A 19,386-nucleotide genomic window follows, 5' to 3' on the forward strand; every position below is an offset into this window, starting at 1 on the left:
GTCAGAGCCTCTCGATCCTGCTTGCTGCCTCGTCGATGATCCGGGCGACGTCGAGCTGGACGTCACGGGTGACGCCGTCTGCGGAGAGGCGGTCTTGGAGTGCGGCCTTGAGGTTCTGCATGGCGCGGCGGACCGGTGCCGCGTCGGTGCGTTCGCTGACCTTCGCAAGAGCCGAAAGCCGCGCCATCGCGATTTCGACTTCGCCTGCGCGTTCAGCGAGGTGAGCGCGCCCGGCTTCGGTGATGGCGAGCAGCTTGCGCGGGCCTTCGCTCGTTTCTTCCTCGGTAAGCCCCATGTCGAGAAGCAGGGTCATCGTCGGATAGACGACGCCAGGGCTCGGCGCATAGGCGCCGCCGGAGCGGTTTTCGATCTCGCGAATGAGGTCGTAGCCGTGACGCGGCTGCTCCTCGATCAGCTTGAGCAGCACGAGTCGCAGCTCGCCCGATTCGAACATCCGCCGGCGTTCGCCACCGCGGCCACGTCCGCCTTCGGGGCGTCCGCCGAAGAAGCCGTGCCGCATAGCGTGCCAGCCTTGCCCATGTTCTTGGTGATCGAAATGAAAGTGTCTCATGGATCGTCCTTTGTTGATATGTTGAAACTGTATCTAAGATATATCGTAAAAATATCTCTTCAAGGGCTGCCTGATTTTTTTACCGCTGGCGTGGGAAGGTACCTTCCGGGCGTTCCTGCCTTGGATGAATGCGGATCTTGGCCTATCGTCAGGGCCGAAGCAGCAGTGGGAGATTTCTAGGCATGTCCGGCAAGCAGCACGAATACGCGGTCACCATCACCTGGACCGGCAATCGCGGCACAGGTACGTCCGGTTATCGGGAATACGACCGAGATCATGTGATATCGGCGAACGGCAAGTCGGACATACAGGGATCATCCGATCCGGCCTTCCGCGGAGACGCCGCACGCTGGAACCCGGAGGAGCTTCTGGTCGCCGCGCTCTCCGCCTGCCACAAGCTGTGGTATCTGCATTTCTGTGCCGTCTCAGGTGTGGTGGTGACCGCCTATGAGGACCATGCCGAAGGGCTGATGGTGATGGACGAGGAAGGCTCCGGCCGTTTCACCGACGTCGTTCTCAAGCCTCGTGTGACGATCAAGTCCGGCAGCGACCCGGCGGTCGCGGAGGAACTGCACGATGACGCCCACGAAAAGTGTTTCATCGCCAATTCGGTCAATTTTCCCGTCCGCTGCGAACCGGTGATCATCACTGGCTGAGCGGAACATGCCCGCTCAGTTCGCCTTCGGATATATGTAGCTGTAGGCGAAGTGATAGAGGTCGCCGTCACGCCCGAAGATATAGGGCAGGGCGATGGTCTTGATCTCTTCGGCCTTCAGCCCGCCATGGACGGAAAGCCATTCCGCCAGGTGGCCCGGCAGCGGAAGATCTGCGCCACCGCGGGCGCGCCATACCACGAGCAGCGGACGGTTGGCGTTGAGCGAAAGCGGTGTCTCGAACGCCTCGTAGCCGGGAATCATGACCGGCATGTCGGCGGCCTGCAGGCGGAGATTGCCGGCCATCTGCTGGTCGCTGGCAAGGATCATCGCAGGCCGGTTCGCATCCGCCGAGAGGATCGTGCGGACGGCCTCCTGGTAGGGAACGTTGATCTTCTCGTAATGGCCGGTCATTCCGTGGATCGGGATGCGGACGAGCAGGACGAGCGGGATCAGCACCAGGCCCGCAACGCCGATCGGCAGAAAGCGCGGCAACGAGCGATCCGTGGCAAGGCCTGCCGCCTCGAGCTTGAGGCAGAGATAGAGTGGCAGGACGAAATAAAGCGGCGTCAGCCATCGGTCCTTGATGTTGCTCGCGCCCCCGAAGACGACGAGCAGGATCAGCCCGAACAGCGAGATCAGCATGATGTTGCCGATCAGTCGGCTCCACGGGCTCGATGCACGCAAAGCCTGCACGAGATCGCGTTTGTAGGCGACAAGGAAGAGGATCACCGTGATTGCCGCAAAGCCGATGATGGCCAGCACCAGGGAGCCGAGTCCAGCCGAGACCTGGCTAAGTCGGCTGACGGTTTCCTCTGAGGTCAGCTTGCCGATAGTGCGGCCGGTGGCGAGTTCGAGGTGCTCAAGGAACCAGAGGCCATGCGGCAGCACCACGAGGCCTGCGAACGCGACCGTCACGAGGAGGCGCCAGTCGAACAGGCGGCGGCGGAATTCCGGCTCGATCAGCATGGCGATGAGGGCGGCTGCCGGAAGCAGGACGAAGTTGTACTTGGCGACGAAGCCGATCCCGATCGCAAGGCCCGTCAGCCCGTAGGTCACGATGCTCGGCGAACGGATCGCGCTGGTGAGCGCATAGAGGAAGAGGCAGGCGGCGAAGATGACGGCGACAGTATGCGTCAGGTCGCGCTGCGGCTCGAAGCTCAGCTGCGGCATGGTGAGCAGGCCGAGTGTCGCGACGATGGCGAGATCGCGGGAGCGCAGGACGCCGAACGCTGTCAGTCCGAACAGCAGGTAGGAACAGAAGAGCAGGAGGTTCTTCAGGAGCGACAGCGACAGGAGCGTTGGGCCGAAGACCTGCTCTGCGCCGTATTGCAGCCAGTTGTAGAACGGCGGCTGGCTGTCATAGCCGAAGGCGAGCCACTGGGCGAGGAACAGCTGTTGTCCCTCGTCGAGTTCCAGCGAATGGGGCACGACGAGGCGGACGACGATGTTCACGGCGAAATAGGCGCCGAACAACGCGAAAAGCAGCCAGGGCCTCTGGCGCAGGGCTGCAACCACGTCATGCTTCCTTTTGATAGGTCTTCCGCACGATGTAGTTCTTCGCCGTGTCGTCGGAGCGCGTCAGCATTTCTGCGAGAATGCCGGTGGTGATCATCTGGATCGAGGTAAGGAACAGCATGACCCCGACCAGCAGCAGCGGTCGCGTGCCGATATCTTCGCCGAGCCCGAACTTGACCCAGGCGAGATAAAGCAGGATCAGCGAACTCACGGCCCCGATGAAGAGGCCGATGGTGCCAAAGAAATGGCCCGGGCGCTGGCGGAAGCGCATGAAGAACAGGACCGAAAGCAGGTCGAGGAACACGCGGATTGTGCGCGAGATGCCGTACTTGGACTCGCCGAACTGGCGGGCATGGTGGGTGACCACCACTTCGCCGATCCGCGAGCTCGGAACCACCGAGGCGACCCAGGCGGGAATGAAGCGGTGCATGCCGCCGAGAATGCGGACCTGCTTGATGACCGCCGAGCGATAGAGCTTGAGGCCGCAGCCGTTGTCGTGGATCTTCACGCCGGTCGCCGAGCCGATCAGGTAGTTGGCGCACCAGGACGGGATCTTGCGCAGCACCAGGGCATCCTGCCGGGCCTTGCGCCAGCCGCACAGCAGATCGAGATCACGGGCATCGAGTTCGGCGACCATCGAAGGGATGTCGTAGGGGTCGTTCTGCAGGTCGCCGTCCAGCGTGGCGATCAGGCGACCGCGCGCCGCGTCGAAACCGGCCTGAAGGCCGGCGGCCTTGCCGAAATTGCGCTGGAACTCGATGATGCGCAGATCAAGCCCTTCGCGGCCGAGATACTCCCGTGCATAGGCGAGCGTTCGGTCCGTCGAGCCGTCGTCGATCAGGATCAGCTCCCAGCTCTTCTCGAACCCCTTCATCGCCTCGATCACCCGATCGATCATCGGCCGCAGGCTTTCCTCCTCGTTCATCACCGGAATGACGAGCGAGAGTTCGACCTCGTAAACGGCGGTGCCGTCCTGGGTGGGGGAAGAAAGACGCTCGAAGGACAAGGGGGATACTCCGGAAATGGCTGGCTTTTGCTGTGCCGGTTGTTATAGGAACACCGCAGTGAGCGCAATTCGGAACTTCCACGGGGCCATGCAGACAGACGAGGAAAACCGCCGGCCTTCGGCCCTTGTGCGCCACCGCCTGTCCCTGATCGCCGCAGCCGCCATCCTGGCCTATGCCGCCTTTGTCCACTACCTGTGGGGCTGGGGCTCGATCGTCGCGGAATGGAAATCCATCGGCTACGGGACCGTCGCGCTGGCGATCGGCCTCCTGGTCGCGACCTATTTCGTCCGTGCCTGGCGGCTCTACGACTACTTTCCCCGCGAAACCTCGGGCCGCTTCATCGAGCTTTTTCATCTCGCGCAGGTCCACAATCTTCTCAATATCATGCTGCCGTTCCGCAGCGGCGAGACCAGCTTTCCGCTTCTGATGCGTTCCGAATTTGACGTCCCGCTGCTACATGGCACCTCGGCGCTGCTGGTGATGCGGCTGCTTGATCTCCACGCCCTGCTGGCCGCCGGCGGTCTCGGGCTGGTCGTGGCGGCCGAGCAGAAGATGCTCGCCGTTCTGCTCTGGCTCGTCTTCCTGCTCGCCCCGATCCCTGCCTTCCTCGTCAAGGAACCGCTGCTTCGCGCCTTGCGCCCGCGCTTGAAGGGAAAGCTCGCGCGTATCCTGGACGGAGTTGTGGAAGGGCTTCCGGCCACGCTCGCGGCCCTGCTGCGGGCCTGGTTCGCGACGGTGCTGAACTGGGGCGTCAAGGTGCTGGTCTTTGCCTGGGCGCTGGGGCTGATGGGTGTCGGGCCGCTGACGGCGACCTTCGGCGGCGCGATCGGCGGCGAGCTTTCGTCGGTCCTGCCCTTCCATGCACCGGCCGGCGTCGGGACCTATTCGGCCGGCATCGTGGCTGGTGCGCTTTCCCTCGGGGCGTCGACCGCGCGGGACGCAATGGACGTCCTGGCGCGCGCCAGCATCAACATGCATCTGATGATCATGCTGTCCGCGCTGATCGGTACCGTGCTTTCGCTCGCACTCAACGAACTGCGCCGCCTCCGCACCGCAGTTCGTTGATGGATAGGGTCGCCCCGCCCCTACTGGAAGGCAGTCTCGAAGAAGCTTCTGAGCTTGCGGGAATGCAGTTTTTCCTTCGGCATGGCGCCGAGCTTCTGGAGTGCCCGGATGCCGATCTGCAGATGCTGGCTGACCTGCGTCTTGTAGAAGGCCGTCGCCATGCCGGGAAGCTTCAGTTCGCCGTGCAGTGGCTTGTCGGAAACGCAGAGCAGCGTGCCGTAGGGAACCCGGAACCGGAAGCCGTTGGCGGCAATCGTCGCCGATTCCATGTCGAGCGCGATGGCCCGCGACTGTGAAAGCCGCTTGACCGGTCCGCGCTGGTCGCGGAGCTCCCAGTTGCGGTTGTCGATGGTCGCGACCGTTCCGGTCCGCATGATGCGCTTGAGTTCGAAGCCCTCGTAGCCGGTGATTTCCTCGACCGCATCCTCGAGCGCCAGCTGCACCTCGGCGAGCGCCGGGATCGGCACCCAGACCGGCAGGTCGTCATCGAGCACGTGGTCCTCGCGCACATAGGCATGCGCCAGAACATAGTCACCGAGCCGCTGGCTGTTCCTGAGACCGGCGCAGTGGCCAAGCATCAGCCAGGCATGAGGGCGCAGGACCGCGATATGGTCGGTGATGGTCTTGGCGTTGGATGGTCCGACGCCGATATTGACCATCGTAATCCCGGCATGCCCCTTCATCTTGAGGTGATAGGCCGGCATTTGCGGAAGCCGGCCGAGCGCCACACCCTCGCTCGGCTCGCTCTGGCCAGGCAGCGTGACGAGGTTTCCCGGCTCGACGAATGCGGTGTAGCCGCCGCCGCCTTCCGCCATTAGCTTGCGGGCATAGGCGCAGAATTCGTCCATATAGAACTGGTAGTTGGTGAAGAGGACGAAATTCTGGAAATGGTTCGCCCCGGTCGCGGTGTAGTGCGACAGGCGGGCGAGCGAGTAGTCGATGCGCTGGGCGGTAAACGGCGCCAGCGGCTGTGGTTCGCCCGGCCGCGGATCGTATTCGCCGTTGGCGATCTCGTCATCGGTGACGGTCAGGTCCGGCGTGTCGAACAGGTCGCGCAACGGCATGTCGACGAGGCCGCTCGCGGCCGCTTCGACATGGGCGCCTTCGCCGAAGGCAAAATGCAGCGGGATCGGGGTCGTCGACTCCGACACGACGACCGGAACCTGGTGGTTGCGGATCAGGAGGTTGAGCTGTTCCTGCAGATAATGCCGGAAGAGATGCGGGCGCGTCACCGTGGTCGTGTAGACGCCCGGCGCCGTCACGTGGCCGTAGGCGAGGCGCGTGTCGATATGGCCGAAGCTCGTCGTCTCGATGGCGACCTGCGGGTAGAAGGCGCGATAGCGGCCGGAGATCGGCGCGCCCTTGGCGAGGGCCGAAAAGCCGTCGATCAGAAAGCGGGTGTTGCGCTCGTAGAGCGCGGTCAGCGCTTCGACAGCCTCTGTAGCGTTCGTGAAGGCCTGGGGCTCGAACGGTTCGGGGCTGATGAAGTTGATGGGGGAGTGAAAATGGATTCGCTTGCTCATGACGCATTATAGTGAAGACTCCTTGACAAGCAAACGACGGTGCAAGGCTGTCATTCACAGGAAAATCGTCGCTGCGCTGCGGCGAATTCGGCGGCGGCCGGTGGTTCTGCAGCGCGGGCGTCAGCTCAACGACTGGCGCTGAAGGCTGACGAAAAGCACGAGGCCGGCTCCGTTCTTGGCGATCTTGATCTCTTCCGAGCGTGCGATGCCGATGGCGACCAGCGGGCCGAGAAAAAGGCTCGACACCAGCAGTCCGCGCAGGCAGAGGGCAGCGATATGGCGGACGGTGGCGGGCATGTCGAACTCCTCCGGCGGCGGTTCAGAGGGCTGCGACGCAGAGCGGATTGGCTGTTACCGAGCAGGCAGCCGTGCCGCTGACGAGCGCGCGTCGCGAGGTCCCATTGTTGGTGGCGGTCACCAGTTCGGCGACGAACAGTGCAAAGACAGCCATGGACAGTGTGAAGATGGTCATGCGTCTTGCGAGTTTTTCCATTGCTTCGATCCCTGCTCGTCTTGCGATGATGCCGTTATGAACGGGGTGGACTGAACCGAGCCTGAGAAGACGGTTCATCCGGGGTTCAGAATGTAGCTCAGGATTGCGGCGAGAATGGCCTCTCCACTCTGGACATGCTTTCGGCCGGCGGGATAAGCTCTGCTTGCGCTTGGGGCCGGAACAGGCCCGTATCGATGATGCATGACGTTGTGGATATGTGCGGCGGGTGATCGTCGCCGATGGGGGCGGCATGGACGGACGGCTTGCGGCATTGTTCTGGCTGATGAGCCTCCCGTCTGGTGAGGCGGAAGGCAACCGCTTCGAAATGCATCGGCCCGACGACGGAGACCGTCTCGCACTTTCCAGTGGCGTCATCCTGCATCAGGAGGAGGCCAGAGGCTGGGAGACCCGGCTCACCTATATTTACGGGGACCGGCTCTTCGACCGGCTCCATCCGATGATTGACCTGTCTGTGACCAGCAGGGGGGGGGCCTGGATCGGCGTCGGGTTCTACCAGCAGATCGATTTCAGCATTGACGACCTGGATCTCTTCGCCGGTTTCTCGTTTGCCCCGGGCATCTACATGCAGGGAGACGAAGTCGAGCTCGGTCATCCGGTGGAGTTTCGCTCAGCCGTCGAACTGGGCTGGAAGGCGCCGAACGACTGGCAGTTCTCGCTTCTCTACGACCATCGCTCGAACGCCAGTCTGGGTGAAGACAATCCGGGCATGGAGACGATCCAGTTCCGCGTGTCCAAGCCGATCCGCTGGTAGTCGTCTCTCCACAGCAAACTTGCAGGTGCTGCGCTTGAATATTGCTTTGCAATATCCACTTTCTCTGGGCGTCGGTTTTCGGTGGCAGGGTCCGTGCCGCGTCCGATGTTGCTCAAAGCCTTGAAAAGGGAAATTTCGATGACCAAGCCGATCGAACTCTATTACTGGCCGACGCCGAACGGATGGAAGATCTCCATCATGCTCGAGGAACTCGGCATTCCTTATGAAGTGAAATACGTCAACATCGGCAAGGGCGAGCAGTTCGAGCCGGACTTCCTCAAGATTGCCCCGAACAACCGCATGCCGGCGATCATCGATCCCGACGGTCCGGGCGGCAAGCCGATCTCCCTCTTCGAATCCGGCGCCATCCTGCAATATCTCGGCCGCAAATACGGCAAGCTCTATCCTTCCGACGAGCGCGCGCGCGCCGAGGTAGATCAATGGCTCTTCTGGCAGATGGGTGGCCTCGGTCCCATGGCCGGCCAGGCCCATCACTTCCGCCAGTATGCGCCGGAGAAGATCGAATACGGCGTCAATCGCTACACCAACGAGGTCAATCGTCTCTACGGCGTGATGAACCGCCGTCTCGCCGACCGCGACTATCTGGCGGGCGAGTACTCGATCGCCGATATCGCCTGCATCGGCTGGATCGTGCCGCACAAGAACCAGGGCCAGAACCTCGAGGACTTCCCCAACCTCAAGGCCTGGTTCGAGCGGATGATGGCGCGTCCGGCCGTCGAACGCGGCATTGCCGTAGGTCAGGAAAAGCGCAGCAACATCGCCCAGGACGACGAGGCCAAGAAGGTCCTCTTCGGCCAGACGGCCCGCTGACCGGCAAGGCTGGAACAAAGAAGACCCGGCAGGGCGACCTGCCGGGTCTTCTGGCATTCAAAGCGCTGGAAAGAAATCAGAGGCGCGACCAGGTCTGCGACTTGCAAAGAACGGCCAGCACGCAGCCCTTCATCTTGAGCGAATTGCCCGAAACGCTGCCCGAGCCAGAATAGGTCTTGTCGGTTTCCGGATCGGTGATGTTGCCCTTGTAGTCGGCACCGCCGCCGGCCATTTTGCCGATCTGCTTGCCTGCGTGCTTGCCGGTCTTCAGCGTCACGCAGAAGCTGCCGCCGCAGGGGGCGATCTGAGCGGTTGCACCGCTTGCCGTCTTCCAGTTGCCTTCGATCGGTTCGGCAGCCTGTACGGAAGCCGTCGAGAATGCCAGGGCGGCTGCCGCGGCGACGATGAACATGCGCATTGTGTAACTCTCCTCCCGAAATGAGCCCGTGTGCTGACGAACCGGTCCTCTAAAGCCGGCCTGCCCGTAACCCATAGTAGGTACTCGGGCGATCAGCACGGGGAAATTATCTTACGCGGACGTAAAGGTAAATAGCTGTTTTGGCCCTTGCCCAATCGAGCGAACGACCGGTTTTTCGGGCTTTTCTAACTGGCACCAGAATCCCAAGTGTTTTTCGTGGTTATTGTTCGGTTTAAATCCAACCCTGAAACTTTCGTAAATTTTGAACGGAAATCCTTGAGTTGCAGGCATCTCGATGCTTAACGAAAAGCCAAGTTTACCAAGCATTTGTACTTTGTTTTCGGCAAATTAATCATGCATTTTAAGCGCCTGTTGAAAGCGGTTTGGCATAGTGAACCCATCAAACGAGCAGGGAAAAACCCGCCGGACCGGAAGGATCGACAAGCGCCGCGACAGACGGCCGGGATCCGGAAGGAGCGCCCGAAAGGGAGCAAAACAGGGACAGTTTAAACCGTTAGGCTAGACAGGGACAAAACCGATGGCACGCTTTGAAATGCACAATTCCGAAATGGCCACGATGGGTGGCGAAACTCGCGCCGATGTCTTCTGCGACATGGGGCTGATGTATGCGACTGGCCGTGGTTGCCCGGTCGACCTCGTCTCGGCGCACAAGTGGTTGAATATTGCCGCGATCAAGGGCTGCGAACGCGCTGCGGAACTGCGCGCCGACCTGGCCTCGACGATGAGCAAGACCGAGCTGGCCGAAGCGCTCCGCTCCGCCCGCGAATGGATGACCATGCACTGAGGCTTGAAGCCTGGACGAATTCCCCCGGCGTGACGCCGGGGCTGAAGACAAGAACAACCTCGTGAAGAGGGGGAACGTGGCGGGGGACCTTTGGACGGGGACCGGGCCAACACATCCGAACCGCGACCGGCAGGGACAAGGCCGGCGCGGTTCTTTTATTTGTGCCTTGCCGCTTCGTTTCAGAGCGACTTGAGCACCTTCGGCAGCGCTTCCTCGAAGAGATCGAGATCGCCGGGCAGGCCGGTGGAGACGCGGATGCAGCGGTTGAGCGGCGCGACGCCCGGCATGCGGATGAAGACGCCATGCTGCATCAAACCATCGACGATGGCGCGGGCATGGATGCCGTCGCGTCCGCAGTCGATCGCGACGAAGTTGGTAGCGGATGCGAGCGGCGCGAGGCCATTGGCGGTCGCGATCGTCGAAATCCGCTCGCGTGCCGCGACAATCCGGGAAACCACGTCCTTGAGATAGGCCTGATCGGCCAGCGCCGCGAGCGCTGCTTCCGTGGAAAGCCGCGGCATCCCAAAATGGTTGCGGATCTTGTCGAATGCGATCACCGTCTCCGGCGCGCCGAAGGCATAGCCGACGCGTGCCCCGGCAAGACCATAGGCCTTCGAGAAAGTGCGGGTGCGAAGAACGTTCGGCAGGTCGATCAGCGCAGCGGTCGAAGGTGTGGATCCGGCCGGCGCCGTCTCGCAATAGGCCTCGTCCAGCACCAGAAGCGTCGTTTCCGGAAGGGCGCGGGCAAAGGCGACGACGCTGTCCGCGTCCCACCAGCTGCCCATCGGGTTGTCGGGATTGGCGAGATAGACGAGCGGCGCGTTCTCACGCCGGACGGCGGCAAGCAGGCCATCGAGATCTTCGCGGTCATTGACGTAAGGAGTTGTCACCAGGCGGCCGCCGAAGCCGCTGACGTGGAAATTGAAGGTCGGGTAGCCACCGAATGAGGTCACGACCGGCATGCCCGGTTCGATCACCAGTCGCACGATGAGGCCGAGCAGGTCATCCACGCCTTCGCCGACGACCAGATTGGCCGGCGCGAGCCCGAGATGCGTCGCCAGGGCCGCCTTGAGCGCGAAGTTTTCCGGATCGTTGTATTTCCAGATCTCACCCGCCGTCGCCCGGATCGCCGCCAGCACGGAAGGGGCCGGCCCGAATCCGCTTTCATTGGCGCCAATGCGCGCACGCACGGGCAGGCCACGCTGGCGCTCGATGGCTTCGGGCCCGACGAAAGGCACGGTTGCGGGAAGGGCGCTGATCAGTGGCGTGAAGCGCGAAAAACCGGACATTGTTTTGCTGGAATCCTGGAAAGTTTCAAAAACGGCCCCACAATAGGTCCAATCGCGCCTCGTGCAAGAGTGCGCCGTTTCTGAATTTCCGGCTTTGCAGGCATTTCCTTCCTGCGGTTGTCAGCGCATCGCGCGCGGACCTGGTTTCACCTTTTCACCCATCATGAAGTCCGCGCGCACGATGGCGTGTAGCACGTGTTCTGGAATGGGGCAGATGAACTTCACGCCGACGCGGCTGCCGTTGCGATAGACCTCCGCACAACCGATGCGGTCGGCAAGGCCGATGACCTGCAGATAGTAGTGGGAGGAAAGGCCGATCGTCGTGGTGATCTCGAGAGCCGCGCCGCCCTGCGAGATGTCGACCACCTCGCAACTGCGCATTGTGATGCCGCTGAGGCCGGGGCTGACGGCCATGATACGAGCCGGGCGTCGGACGTAAAACCGTTCCCACTTGCGTTCGTACATTTCCGAACTCACTGCCGCCAGATGTGTCGCATCCTGCATGGCATTCCCCTTTGTTCGCCTGTCGGCGTTGTTTAAGGTGAAGCTGAAGCAAAACCCTTTTATTCAGGTCAATGCGGCCGTTAAACTTTTAGGCAGCGGCGCTTTTCCAGAGAAAAGGCGAAAACGGCGCGCGTCCGGACCCGGCTGTCGCTCCGTGTAGGGCGGCGCACGGGCGGAATGCGGCGGTGACGCCGGCGGGATCCCAGGCGCTATTGCGCGGCGGTGCAGCGAGCTGTGGGCCGGCGTGCTGCCTTCTGCCGCATACCCCGGCAGGCGCCACCCGGCTTGTCTTCTTGAATAGGTTCACGGGCAGGCCTAGAATTAAAAATGGAGCTGGGAGCTCCGGACCAAAAGGAGAAAAGACATGACTCGCTTCGATATCGGTCGCAAATCCTGGGTAATCTTGAGCGACGGCGCCAAGGCACTGTTCCTGCGTAACGAAGGCGATGCCGATCTCGTCAATCTGGCGGTCGTCGATCATATGTCCCAGCCCGACGAAGCGAGCCGTGACATCGGTTCCGACCGCCCCGGACGCGTGCACCAGTCGCAGGGCACCGGCCGCAGCGCCATGGAAGACACCGACTGGCATGTCCAGGCGGAGGCGGATTTCCTGAAGGGCGTGGCCGACAAGGTGACCCAGATGGTGAATGCCCATGAGATCAAGTCGATGATGCTGGTCGCCCCGCCGAAGGCTCTCGGCATCCTCAGGGCCGAATTGGCCTCGTTGCCCGATGGCGTGATCCATGCCGAGGTGGACAAGGATCTGGTCAAGTTGACGGTCCCCGAAATCGAGAAGCATCTGGCGGCACTTCACTGAACGGGGCGGTTGCCGCTCCGGCTGACGAGAAAAGGCCCCCGGCGTTATGCCGGAGGCCTCTTCAAACGCGTGATTGCGATGATCCGTGTCAGAGTTCGAAGGAGAGCCTGACGACGTGGTGCAGGAACTCCGGATCGATCAGCATGTTGAAACCGACCGTCACCCGTTCAGCTTCGCGGCGGATCAGGGTGCAGCCGATCTCGTCCCGGATACCGAGAATCTCGAGGAAGAAGTTCGCCGGCACCGGAACATGCGGGCTGACCTCGACTTCCGCGCCGTAGAGGGAAATGGTGCGGATAAGGCAGCGCAGGTTGTTCTTCGTGCTGAGATGATGGCCGACGAAGATGATCTTGCCGGGCCGGTCGATCGTGAACTTCTCGTAGATCTGATCCTGCGGTATGTTCTGTTTGACGTCCGGTAGAACCTGCAAGGGCATGACACCCTCCCCAAATTTGTTTTTTAGGGTCCCAATTTAGCGCAACTTCCCTGACGCTTCCTGAACGTCGCCGATAAATCTTGAGCGATCCGCGCGGATCGGTCGCGGACGCAACCGTTCGACCGCGCGAGATGACCGGCCTTGACAGAACGGGCCTGTCTTTCCATATGTGCCTTCGGTTGAGGCGCCGGCCGCCCGCGGGGGTATCCCCTTGGTGAAGTCCTCTTGAAACATGGAATGAAACCCTTGTCTGCGCATGCGCGGTAAGGGCAATGCGGGCCCCCTTCGATATGCTTGCATGCCACGAGAGAAGAGGTTTGCCATGTCCATGGCCACATTGACTATTGATGAACTGAAATCCCAGGCCCGGCGTCTGCGTGACGCTATGGCCGGAAACGGGACACCTGTCACCCACAGCGCTGCACTTGAACTCGTTGCGAAGAGCCACGGCGTGCGCGACTGGAACACGCTTTCGGCGCTGGCCGCCCGAAGCGACAATGCCGAAATCGCGCCTGTCGCGGTCGGCGCGGTCGTGACCGGCGAGTATCTCGGCCAGCGGTTCCAGGGCAGGGTGCTTTCCCTGACGCGGCTGTCGCAGAGCAGCTACTACGACATTACGCTTCACTTCGACGAACCGGTCGATGTCGTGACGTTCGACAGCTTCTCCGCCTTTCGCCAGCGCGTGAACGCCACCATCGACGGCAAGGGCGTTTCGCCCCGCCATACCTCCAACGGTCGGCCTCATCTGGTCCTCGACCTTTGAGCCCGGCCTGCGGCCCGGCCCTCCTTTCAGCGGGGAGGGGCGGGCCCTGGGCGGCCCTGCAATCGCCGGTACGATTGCTTGACGGGCAGGGGCAGGCGCGCTACCCCTTGGGCCAATCTTTTCGCGCGGCCCATCCGGCTTGAAGCGCGGTTTCCCAGATCGATAATCGGAGCGTCACGTGGCAGGCAGACTGGTCATCATCGGTGCAGGGCAGGCGGCCTTTGCGCTGGCTGCGAAACTGCGGGGCCTCAAGGACATGAGGCCGATCACCATTCTCGGCGCCGAGGACTGCCTTCCTTATCAGCGCCCGCCGCTCTCGAAAAAATACCTGCTCGGCGAGATGAGTTTCGACCGCCTGCTGTTCCGCCCGGAAGCCTGGTACGCCGACAACAGTGTCGAGATCCGTCTTTCGACGCCGGTCGAGGAGATCGACCGTGCCGCGAAAGAGGTTGTACTCTTCGACGGCAGCCGGCTCGGCTACGAGACCTTGACGATCGCTACAGGTGCGACGCCACGCTGCCTGCCGGATGCAATCGGTGGTGCACTTGACGGTGTCTACACGGTGCGGAACAAGGCCGATGCCGATCGTCTCGCCACGGAAATGACGCCGGGGCGCAGGCTGCTGATCGTCGGCGGCGGCTATATCGGGCTGGAGGCGGCAGCCGTTGCGCGCCATCTCGGCCTGGAAGTCACCGTCATCGAAATGGCGGACCGCATTCTTGCCCGCGTCGCGGCGAAGGAGACGGCGGATGCCATGCGCGAAATCCACAGCGCGCACGGCGTCGTCATCCGGGAGAAGACCGGGCTTGCCGCGCTGATCGGTGAGAATGGTCGTGTCGTCGCCGCCGAACTCTCCGACGGAACGCGGATGGACGTCGACATCGTGATCGCCGGCATAGGCGTTGTTGCGAATGACGGGATTGCCGCCCGTGCCGGGATAGAGACGGCGAACGGAATTCTCGTCGATGCGATGGCCCGCACCTCCGATCCGGCGATCTTCGCCATGGGGGATTGCGCCGTATTCGAATGGAAGGGACAGAGGATCCGGCTGGAATCGGTGCAGAACGCCGTTGACCAGGCGGAAGCGGCCGCCGCCGTGATGGCCGGCGGCGACCAGCCTTACCGTCCGAAGCCGTGGTTCTGGTCCGACCAGTATGACGTGAAGCTGCAGATTGCCGGCTTTAACCTCGGTTATGACGAAACGATCCTGCGTCCAGGCGGTCGGGAAAACAGCCTTTCCATCTGGTATTACAGCAAGGGCGAGTTCATCGCCGTCGATGCCATCAATGACGCAAAGGCCTATGTCACCGGAAAGAAGCTTCTGGAACTCGGCCGAAACGCGCCGCGGAACGTGATCGCCGACCCGGGGTCGGACCTGAAGGCGCTTTTGGCATAAGCGCAGCTCCGAGCCGGTTTGCTACCTTTCGACCGATGTCACGCTCGGAATGAACGGGAACTACCGTTAGTCCATCGATAGAAAAGGCCACCGCTTCGGCCGAAGCGGTGGCCTTTTCCTTTGTCGGCTGGTCCCGACCCCTCCCGAAATCAGGTCGATCACGCGTCATCACGGATCGATCACGAAAGTGTTAGCGCTAACAAGTGCAGCTCAAAAAAAGGCGGCATCAGCGAGCGGAAGCGCGCTCCAGTACGGGGACGCACATATCGAGATCGTGTGAGGCAAGATGCGCGTAACGCATGGTCATCGAAAGCGTCTGGTGCCCGAGCCACATCTGCACGCGGCGGATATCGATGCCGCCCTGGACGAGGCGCGAGGCGCAGGTATGGCGAAGCACGTGCGGAACGACATCCTTGTCGTCGCCAAGCCCGATCGATTCCTTTGCAATGTGCCAGGCCTGGCGGAAACGCTGCTGGTCGATCTCGGTAAAGGGACCCGGATAGCGGCGGTCGGAGGCCGCGATTGCAGCTGCAGCCCGCTGCGTCAGCGGCACCGAGCGGCTGCGGCCCGACTTGGTGACCCAGAAGGTGACCCTATGTGCGCTGATGTCGCCCCAGCGCATGTCGATGCCTTCGCTGAGGCGTGCGCCGGTGTCCACGAGGAACAGGCAGTAGCGATAATAGAGGTCGGAATGCGCGCGCATCTCGCTGAAAAGCGCGTTTTCCTCATCCTTGTCGAGAAAACGGATTCGCCCGGCCTTTTCCTTTTGCCGTTTGAATTCCGGTAAGCTGAACACGTCTCCCATCTTGTACGCCTTTCGCAGCAGTTTGCTTAAGGCCGCCATCTTTCGGTTGATGGTGGCGTTGCTGTTACCGCGCTTGCGCAATTTGCCAATCAATTCGTCGAGCATCTCCTGGGAAAAGGTGGAGAAGCTCGGAATATCCAGGAGGTCGTGCAGCTCGCCGATGAAATTGGTGACGTTGTATTTGTGGCTGCCGTTGAGCCAGAGAATGTCACCATATTTCTCGAAAAGCTGTCGAAGCGATGTTTCCCGTACCTCGGTGAACTTGTTTCCCGAATTGTACTGGTAGTGAACCGAATAAAGCGGGACGTCGGCGTTTGCGCCGAAGGTCTGCATCGTATCCGCTACAATCTGGTTCACGCGTATGCCTCGATATCGATCGGGCCGGCCTGTCCGTCCCGTCGCACTCCAAACTAGTTATGGATTATAAAAAATATAGAGCATAAAGGTGCGCAGCGTCGTAAAATGCATCATTCAGAATAAACAGATGCAAGCCGGCAACACTCCTATTAGGATGTTCCCAGCGCTCGAATGCACTTCGTAGTGTTTCATTCTCTTGCCAGATCAGCGGTTTAGCCAACCTGGCAAGAGGTCCGACCCGAAGGCCGGACCTCCCGTTCATCCGATTTGGGTCGGATTAGAACGAGCGCTGCAGGCGGACGAATGCGTCCCACTCGCCGTCGACGCCGACTTCTTCCGAGTCGCCGTACTGGACGTCAGCCTTCAGAGCGAGGCCTTCAGCCAGAGCGTAGTCGAGGGTCAGGCCGACTTCCCAAGCGTCGACGCCGTCAACGTGGTCAACATCCCAGTAGTACTGGGCGCCGGGGGTCAGGGTCAGCTTGTCGGTCAGCTTGGCAGCGTACGAAGCGGCAACGGTCCACTGAGCGTCGTCGTAGTAGCTGTTGAGGCCGCTCGAGTAGATGCCGGCGATGCCGAGGGTGCCCGGGCCAACTTCAGCTTCGACGATCAGGCGAGCAGCGCCTTCTTCGCTTGCGAAGTCGTAGGAGCCGAGAAGAGCAGCCGTGACCGGGCCGAAGGTGCCGGAAACGAGAGCTTCAACACCAACGCCGTCGTTCAGTTCGCCGGCCGAGTCGTTCAGCTCGTCGATGAACAGGCCGACCTTGAAGGCGTCGGAGCTGTACTCGTAACCAGCCGAGTTCAGGAGGTTCGAGCCGAGGTTGTCGACTTCGCCAGCCAGACCGGTATCCCAGTAGTTGTAGAGGTAACCGACCTTGAAGCCACCGACGGTGATGTAAGCTTCGTCGAGGTAGAAGTCGGAGCCAACAGCGTTGTCTTCGTTACCTTCAGCCTGGAAAGCGATGAAGGAGCCGATGGTGCCGAGTTCGGAGTCGTTCTTGGCCGAAACTTCGACGCGACCACGGGTCCATGCGTCCCAGACGTATTCGTCTTCTACAGCGTCGTGTTCGATGTCGATCTGAGCGCGAACATAACCGCCGATCTTGAGGCAGGTTTCGGTGCCCGGGATGTAGAAGTAGCCGGTGCCGAAAGCGTCGCAAACGCGAACGTATTCCATCGGCTCGGGTTCAGCTGCAACGATAGCGTCGGCAGCCTGTGCGCCGGAAACCACTGCGAGAGCAGCGGCGGAGCCGAGAAGAAGGCTCTTGATGTTCATATTGACCTCCAGTCAAGTTTCGTATGGGTCTGGGTTCTTTGGCTGAAGGACAGCATTCCCTGCCCCATCCCCGTCGGTTTCAGAAGACGGACGATCCACCGCCTCGCTTCCGAGGTTGAAAATACAAGACGCGGTCCGTCATGCAATCACCAAACGGTCGAAAGGGAGGAAAGCCGTAGCCCTTCCCATGGCTCTGTTGCTGAAAGGACACAAAGCGGCCACTGGACCGCCCCTTCCGTTTACCTATTGTTAAGAAAGGCCTTACGAAAAAGGGACTTAGCAGCCTGTTTCCGGGAATCGCGAAGCCATGATCCAAGCTGCGATTCCTGATTTGGAACACATTCCAGGCCAATTTTCACCCGCATGGCGTCAGCGAAGAGACAAAACAATCGTCTGGGTTGGCTGGTGGTTTGAGCGTTTGAGATGCGCTTTGGCCCGGTCGCTGAGCGAATCTGCGGAATCGGTGGCCACGATTCGACGCGATTCCGTCACGTCGGGCCCGGCGAGGTGGCTGACAGCCAGGCTTGGAACTTGCTCCTTATATATAGGAGGGAGTTGGTGGGCAGAATCCTGTCACGGAAATTACATCGGCCGCCGAAAAGCCCTTGCATTCGGTCGGCCAAGCAAATAATCAGGCCGGACCGGAGAGGTGGCCGAGTGGTCGAAGGCGCTCCCCTGCTAAGGGAGTATACGTCAAAAGCGTATCGAGGGTTCGAATCCCTTCCTCTCCGCCACTCCCCTGAAAGATCCAGTTCATTTGTTCGTTGTGCCGACGCAGCTCCTGCGCTTGGACCTCGTATGCCTCTATCCAGAGACAGCGCTGCGCGCTCAAAAGATCACCGACTTGATTTTTCTCACGCTGTCTTTTTGGCGGACGCTCTCACTACGACATTGAAATGACGTGATTAGTTCAAGGACGATTGACGATCCTCAGTTCAACTTGACTGGAGGTCAATATGAACATCAAGAGCCTTCTTCTCGGCTCCGCCGCTGCTCTCGCAGTGGTTTCCGGCGCACAGGCTGCCGACGCTATCGTTGCAGCTGAACCCGAGCCGATGGAATACGTTCGCGTTTGCGACGCTTTCGGCACCGGCTACTTCTACATCCCGGGCACCGAAACCTGCCTCAAGATCGGCGGCGAAGTTCGTGCGTCGGTTTACTTCGAAAGCGACGAAGATTACGCTTCTGAAGTTCGCACCCGTCTGACCGTTGCTGCCAAGAACGACTCCGAACTCGGTACCATCGGCTCCTTCATTCAGTTTCAGTCTGATGATGCGGAAGAGAGCTTCTACGCTCGCCAGGCCTACATCACCGTCGGCGGCTTCAAGGTTGGTCACGCTGCCACCTTCATCGACGACTTCGACGGCCCGGGTGAATCGGATCTGTTCTACACGGACACCCGCTTCAACACCGCTTCGTACACCTACTCGTCTGACGCCTTCACCGTTGGTCTCGGCGTTGACGACCTGACCGAGTTCTACCCGGAAAACCAGGTCGGTATCGAAGCAACCGCCTCCGCTTCGTTCGGTGCTGTCACCGCAACGGCTTGGGCTGCTTACGACATCGAAGCTGAAGAAATCGCCATCGCTGGCGTTGTTGCTGCCGAACTCGGCCAGGGCACCGCTTACCTGATGGGCGCTTACTCGTCGGGTGACAACGCTTACACCCACTTCGACGGTGCTGGCGTTGACACGGCTGAATGGGGCGTTGGCGCAGCTTACTCCTTCAAGGCCACCGAAAAGCTGACCCTGACCGGTCAGGCTCTGTACTACGGCGACGTCAACTTCGTTAACGACCTGGACGCTTGGGCTGCCGACGTTCTCGTCGAGTACCAGCTCGCAGAAGGCCTCAAGGCTTCGGCTGACGTCATGTACCTCGACAGCGACGCTGCTAACGATGACGGCACCTGGTCTGGCTACGTTCGCCTGACCCGTTCGTTCTAATAGGATCTCCGGATCTTATAGGGAAAGCCCGGCTGCAAAGCCGGGCTTTTTCCGTTTGGGCCATTGTTGGAAACGGCGATTACCGCAGATCGGCATCCGTCGTTCTGGAGCCTCGGAGAAAAGAGCCTCGTTGGGCCGAACGCTTCG

The 19,386-nt window shown here is 61.1% G+C and carries 21 protein-coding genes and 1 tRNA gene; 10 read left to right on the forward strand and 12 right to left on the reverse strand.

Annotation, left to right across the window (positions count from 1 at the left end; translation table 11 throughout):
- Position 1 precedes the first annotated feature (1 nt).
- Positions 2 to 571, reverse strand: coding sequence for a PadR family transcriptional regulator (locus ACX93L_RS13110; protein ID WP_459405238.1), 570 nt, complete (start codon positions 569 to 571; stop codon positions 2 to 4).
- Between the two features lie 182 nt (positions 572 to 753).
- Here ACX93L_RS13110 and ACX93L_RS13115 point away from each other — a divergent pair, with 182 nt between their 5' ends.
- On the forward strand, positions 754 to 1,227 hold the full coding sequence (locus ACX93L_RS13115) for an OsmC family protein (RefSeq protein WP_459405239.1): 474 nt from the start codon (positions 754 to 756) through the stop codon (positions 1,225 to 1,227).
- Between the two features lie 15 nt (positions 1,228 to 1,242).
- Here ACX93L_RS13115 and ACX93L_RS13120 read toward each other — a convergent pair whose 3' ends face one another.
- On the reverse strand, positions 1,243 to 2,742 hold the full coding sequence (locus ACX93L_RS13120; RefSeq protein WP_459405240.1) for a glycosyltransferase family 39 protein: 1,500 nt from the start codon (positions 2,740 to 2,742) through the stop codon (positions 1,243 to 1,245).
- Between the two features lies 1 nt (position 2,743).
- Positions 2,744 to 3,748 (reverse strand): glycosyltransferase family 2 protein, encoded by a 1,005-nt coding sequence (locus ACX93L_RS13125; protein ID WP_459405241.1) that lies wholly within the window; start codon positions 3,746 to 3,748, stop codon positions 2,744 to 2,746.
- 88 nt (positions 3,749 to 3,836) lie between these two features.
- Between ACX93L_RS13125 and ACX93L_RS13130 the strand changes: the two genes are divergently transcribed.
- On the forward strand, positions 3,837 to 4,814 hold the full coding sequence (locus tag ACX93L_RS13130) for a lysylphosphatidylglycerol synthase domain-containing protein (RefSeq protein ID WP_459405385.1): 978 nt from the start codon (positions 3,837 to 3,839) through the stop codon (positions 4,812 to 4,814).
- Positions 4,815 to 4,834: 20 nt separating this feature from the next.
- Here the strand turns inward: ACX93L_RS13130 and ACX93L_RS13135 are convergent, their stop codons facing one another.
- From ACX93L_RS13135 to ACX93L_RS13145, 3 genes are all read right to left on the reverse strand, one after another.
- Positions 4,835 to 6,337 (reverse strand): AMP nucleosidase, encoded by a 1,503-nt coding sequence (locus tag ACX93L_RS13135; protein ID WP_169589304.1) that lies wholly within the window; start codon positions 6,335 to 6,337, stop codon positions 4,835 to 4,837.
- Between the two features lie 120 nt (positions 6,338 to 6,457).
- A complete protein-coding gene (locus ACX93L_RS13140; protein ID WP_459405242.1) occupies positions 6,458 to 6,634 on the reverse strand; it encodes a hypothetical protein in 177 nt (58 codons plus the stop codon).
- A gap of 22 nt (positions 6,635 to 6,656) precedes the next feature.
- The gene (locus ACX93L_RS13145) at positions 6,657 to 6,830 is read right to left on the reverse strand and encodes a hypothetical protein (RefSeq protein ID WP_459405243.1); all 174 of its coding nucleotides are present in this window, start codon (positions 6,828 to 6,830) and stop codon (positions 6,657 to 6,659) included.
- Positions 6,831 to 7,056: 226 nt separating this feature from the next.
- Here ACX93L_RS13145 and ACX93L_RS13150 point away from each other — a divergent pair, with 226 nt between their 5' ends.
- Together ACX93L_RS13150 and ACX93L_RS13155 are read left to right on the forward strand one after the other, a co-directional pair.
- Positions 7,057 to 7,602, forward strand: a complete 546-nt coding sequence (locus ACX93L_RS13150; protein WP_459405244.1) for an acyloxyacyl hydrolase — start codon at positions 7,057 to 7,059, stop codon at positions 7,600 to 7,602.
- Between the two features lie 138 nt (positions 7,603 to 7,740).
- Complete coding sequence (locus tag ACX93L_RS13155; RefSeq protein ID WP_459405245.1) at positions 7,741 to 8,433, forward strand: glutathione S-transferase family protein; 693 nt, start codon at positions 7,741 to 7,743, stop codon at positions 8,431 to 8,433.
- A 76-nt stretch (positions 8,434 to 8,509) separates the two neighbouring features.
- On the opposite strand, the gene ACX93L_RS13160 is transcribed toward ACX93L_RS13155, so the two are convergent.
- Positions 8,510 to 8,851 carry a DUF2147 domain-containing protein gene (locus ACX93L_RS13160; RefSeq protein WP_459405246.1) on the reverse strand — a complete coding sequence of 114 codons (342 nt, stop codon included), beginning with the start codon at positions 8,849 to 8,851 and terminating at the stop codon, positions 8,510 to 8,512.
- 538 nt (positions 8,852 to 9,389) lie between these two features.
- Between ACX93L_RS13160 and ACX93L_RS13165 the strand changes: the two genes are divergently transcribed.
- Positions 9,390 to 9,656 (forward strand): SEL1-like repeat protein, encoded by a 267-nt coding sequence (locus ACX93L_RS13165; RefSeq protein WP_169589286.1) that lies wholly within the window; start codon positions 9,390 to 9,392, stop codon positions 9,654 to 9,656.
- 179 nt (positions 9,657 to 9,835) lie between these two features.
- On the opposite strand, the gene ACX93L_RS13170 is transcribed toward ACX93L_RS13165, so the two are convergent.
- Complete coding sequence (locus tag ACX93L_RS13170) at positions 9,836 to 10,945, reverse strand: pyridoxal phosphate-dependent aminotransferase (protein WP_459405247.1); 1,110 nt, start codon at positions 10,943 to 10,945, stop codon at positions 9,836 to 9,838.
- 120 nt (positions 10,946 to 11,065) lie between these two features.
- Positions 11,066 to 11,449 carry a PilZ domain-containing protein gene (locus tag ACX93L_RS13175; protein WP_459405248.1) on the reverse strand — a complete coding sequence of 128 codons (384 nt, stop codon included), beginning with the start codon at positions 11,447 to 11,449 and terminating at the stop codon, positions 11,066 to 11,068.
- 364 nt (positions 11,450 to 11,813) lie between these two features.
- On the opposite strand from ACX93L_RS13175, the gene ACX93L_RS13180 reads away from it, so the two are divergent.
- The gene (locus tag ACX93L_RS13180) at positions 11,814 to 12,266 is read left to right on the forward strand and encodes a baeRF12 domain-containing protein (RefSeq protein WP_459405249.1); all 453 of its coding nucleotides are present in this window, start codon (positions 11,814 to 11,816) and stop codon (positions 12,264 to 12,266) included.
- A gap of 88 nt (positions 12,267 to 12,354) precedes the next feature.
- On the opposite strand, the gene ACX93L_RS13185 is transcribed toward ACX93L_RS13180, so the two are convergent.
- Positions 12,355 to 12,702 (reverse strand): hypothetical protein, encoded by a 348-nt coding sequence (locus tag ACX93L_RS13185; RefSeq protein ID WP_169589279.1) that lies wholly within the window; start codon positions 12,700 to 12,702, stop codon positions 12,355 to 12,357.
- 322 nt (positions 12,703 to 13,024) lie between these two features.
- On the opposite strand from ACX93L_RS13185, the gene ACX93L_RS13190 reads away from it, so the two are divergent.
- Entirely contained in the window at positions 13,025 to 13,465 is a 441-nt protein-coding gene (locus ACX93L_RS13190) for a glyoxalase superfamily protein (protein ID WP_459405250.1), read from the forward strand.
- Positions 13,466 to 13,643: 178 nt separating this feature from the next.
- On the forward strand, positions 13,644 to 14,861 hold the full coding sequence (locus ACX93L_RS13195; protein WP_459405251.1) for an NAD(P)/FAD-dependent oxidoreductase: 1,218 nt from the start codon (positions 13,644 to 13,646) through the stop codon (positions 14,859 to 14,861).
- 226 nt (positions 14,862 to 15,087) lie between these two features.
- Here the strand turns inward: ACX93L_RS13195 and ACX93L_RS13200 are convergent, their stop codons facing one another.
- Complete coding sequence (locus tag ACX93L_RS13200) at positions 15,088 to 15,999, reverse strand: tyrosine-type recombinase/integrase (RefSeq protein ID WP_459405386.1); 912 nt, start codon at positions 15,997 to 15,999, stop codon at positions 15,088 to 15,090.
- Between the two features lie 301 nt (positions 16,000 to 16,300).
- Positions 16,301 to 17,296, reverse strand: coding sequence for a porin (locus tag ACX93L_RS13205; protein ID WP_459405252.1), 996 nt, complete (start codon positions 17,294 to 17,296; stop codon positions 16,301 to 16,303).
- Positions 17,297 to 17,939: 643 nt separating this feature from the next.
- Here ACX93L_RS13205 and ACX93L_RS13210 point away from each other — a divergent pair.
- Positions 17,940 to 18,030 (forward strand) — tRNA-Ser (locus ACX93L_RS13210).
- A gap of 222 nt (positions 18,031 to 18,252) precedes the next feature.
- The gene (locus ACX93L_RS13215; RefSeq protein ID WP_459405253.1) at positions 18,253 to 19,239 is read left to right on the forward strand and encodes a porin; all 987 of its coding nucleotides are present in this window, start codon (positions 18,253 to 18,255) and stop codon (positions 19,237 to 19,239) included.
- Positions 19,240 to 19,386 lie beyond the last annotated feature (147 nt).

It is taken from the genome of Rhizobium sp. CAU 1783 (assembly GCF_054551725.1).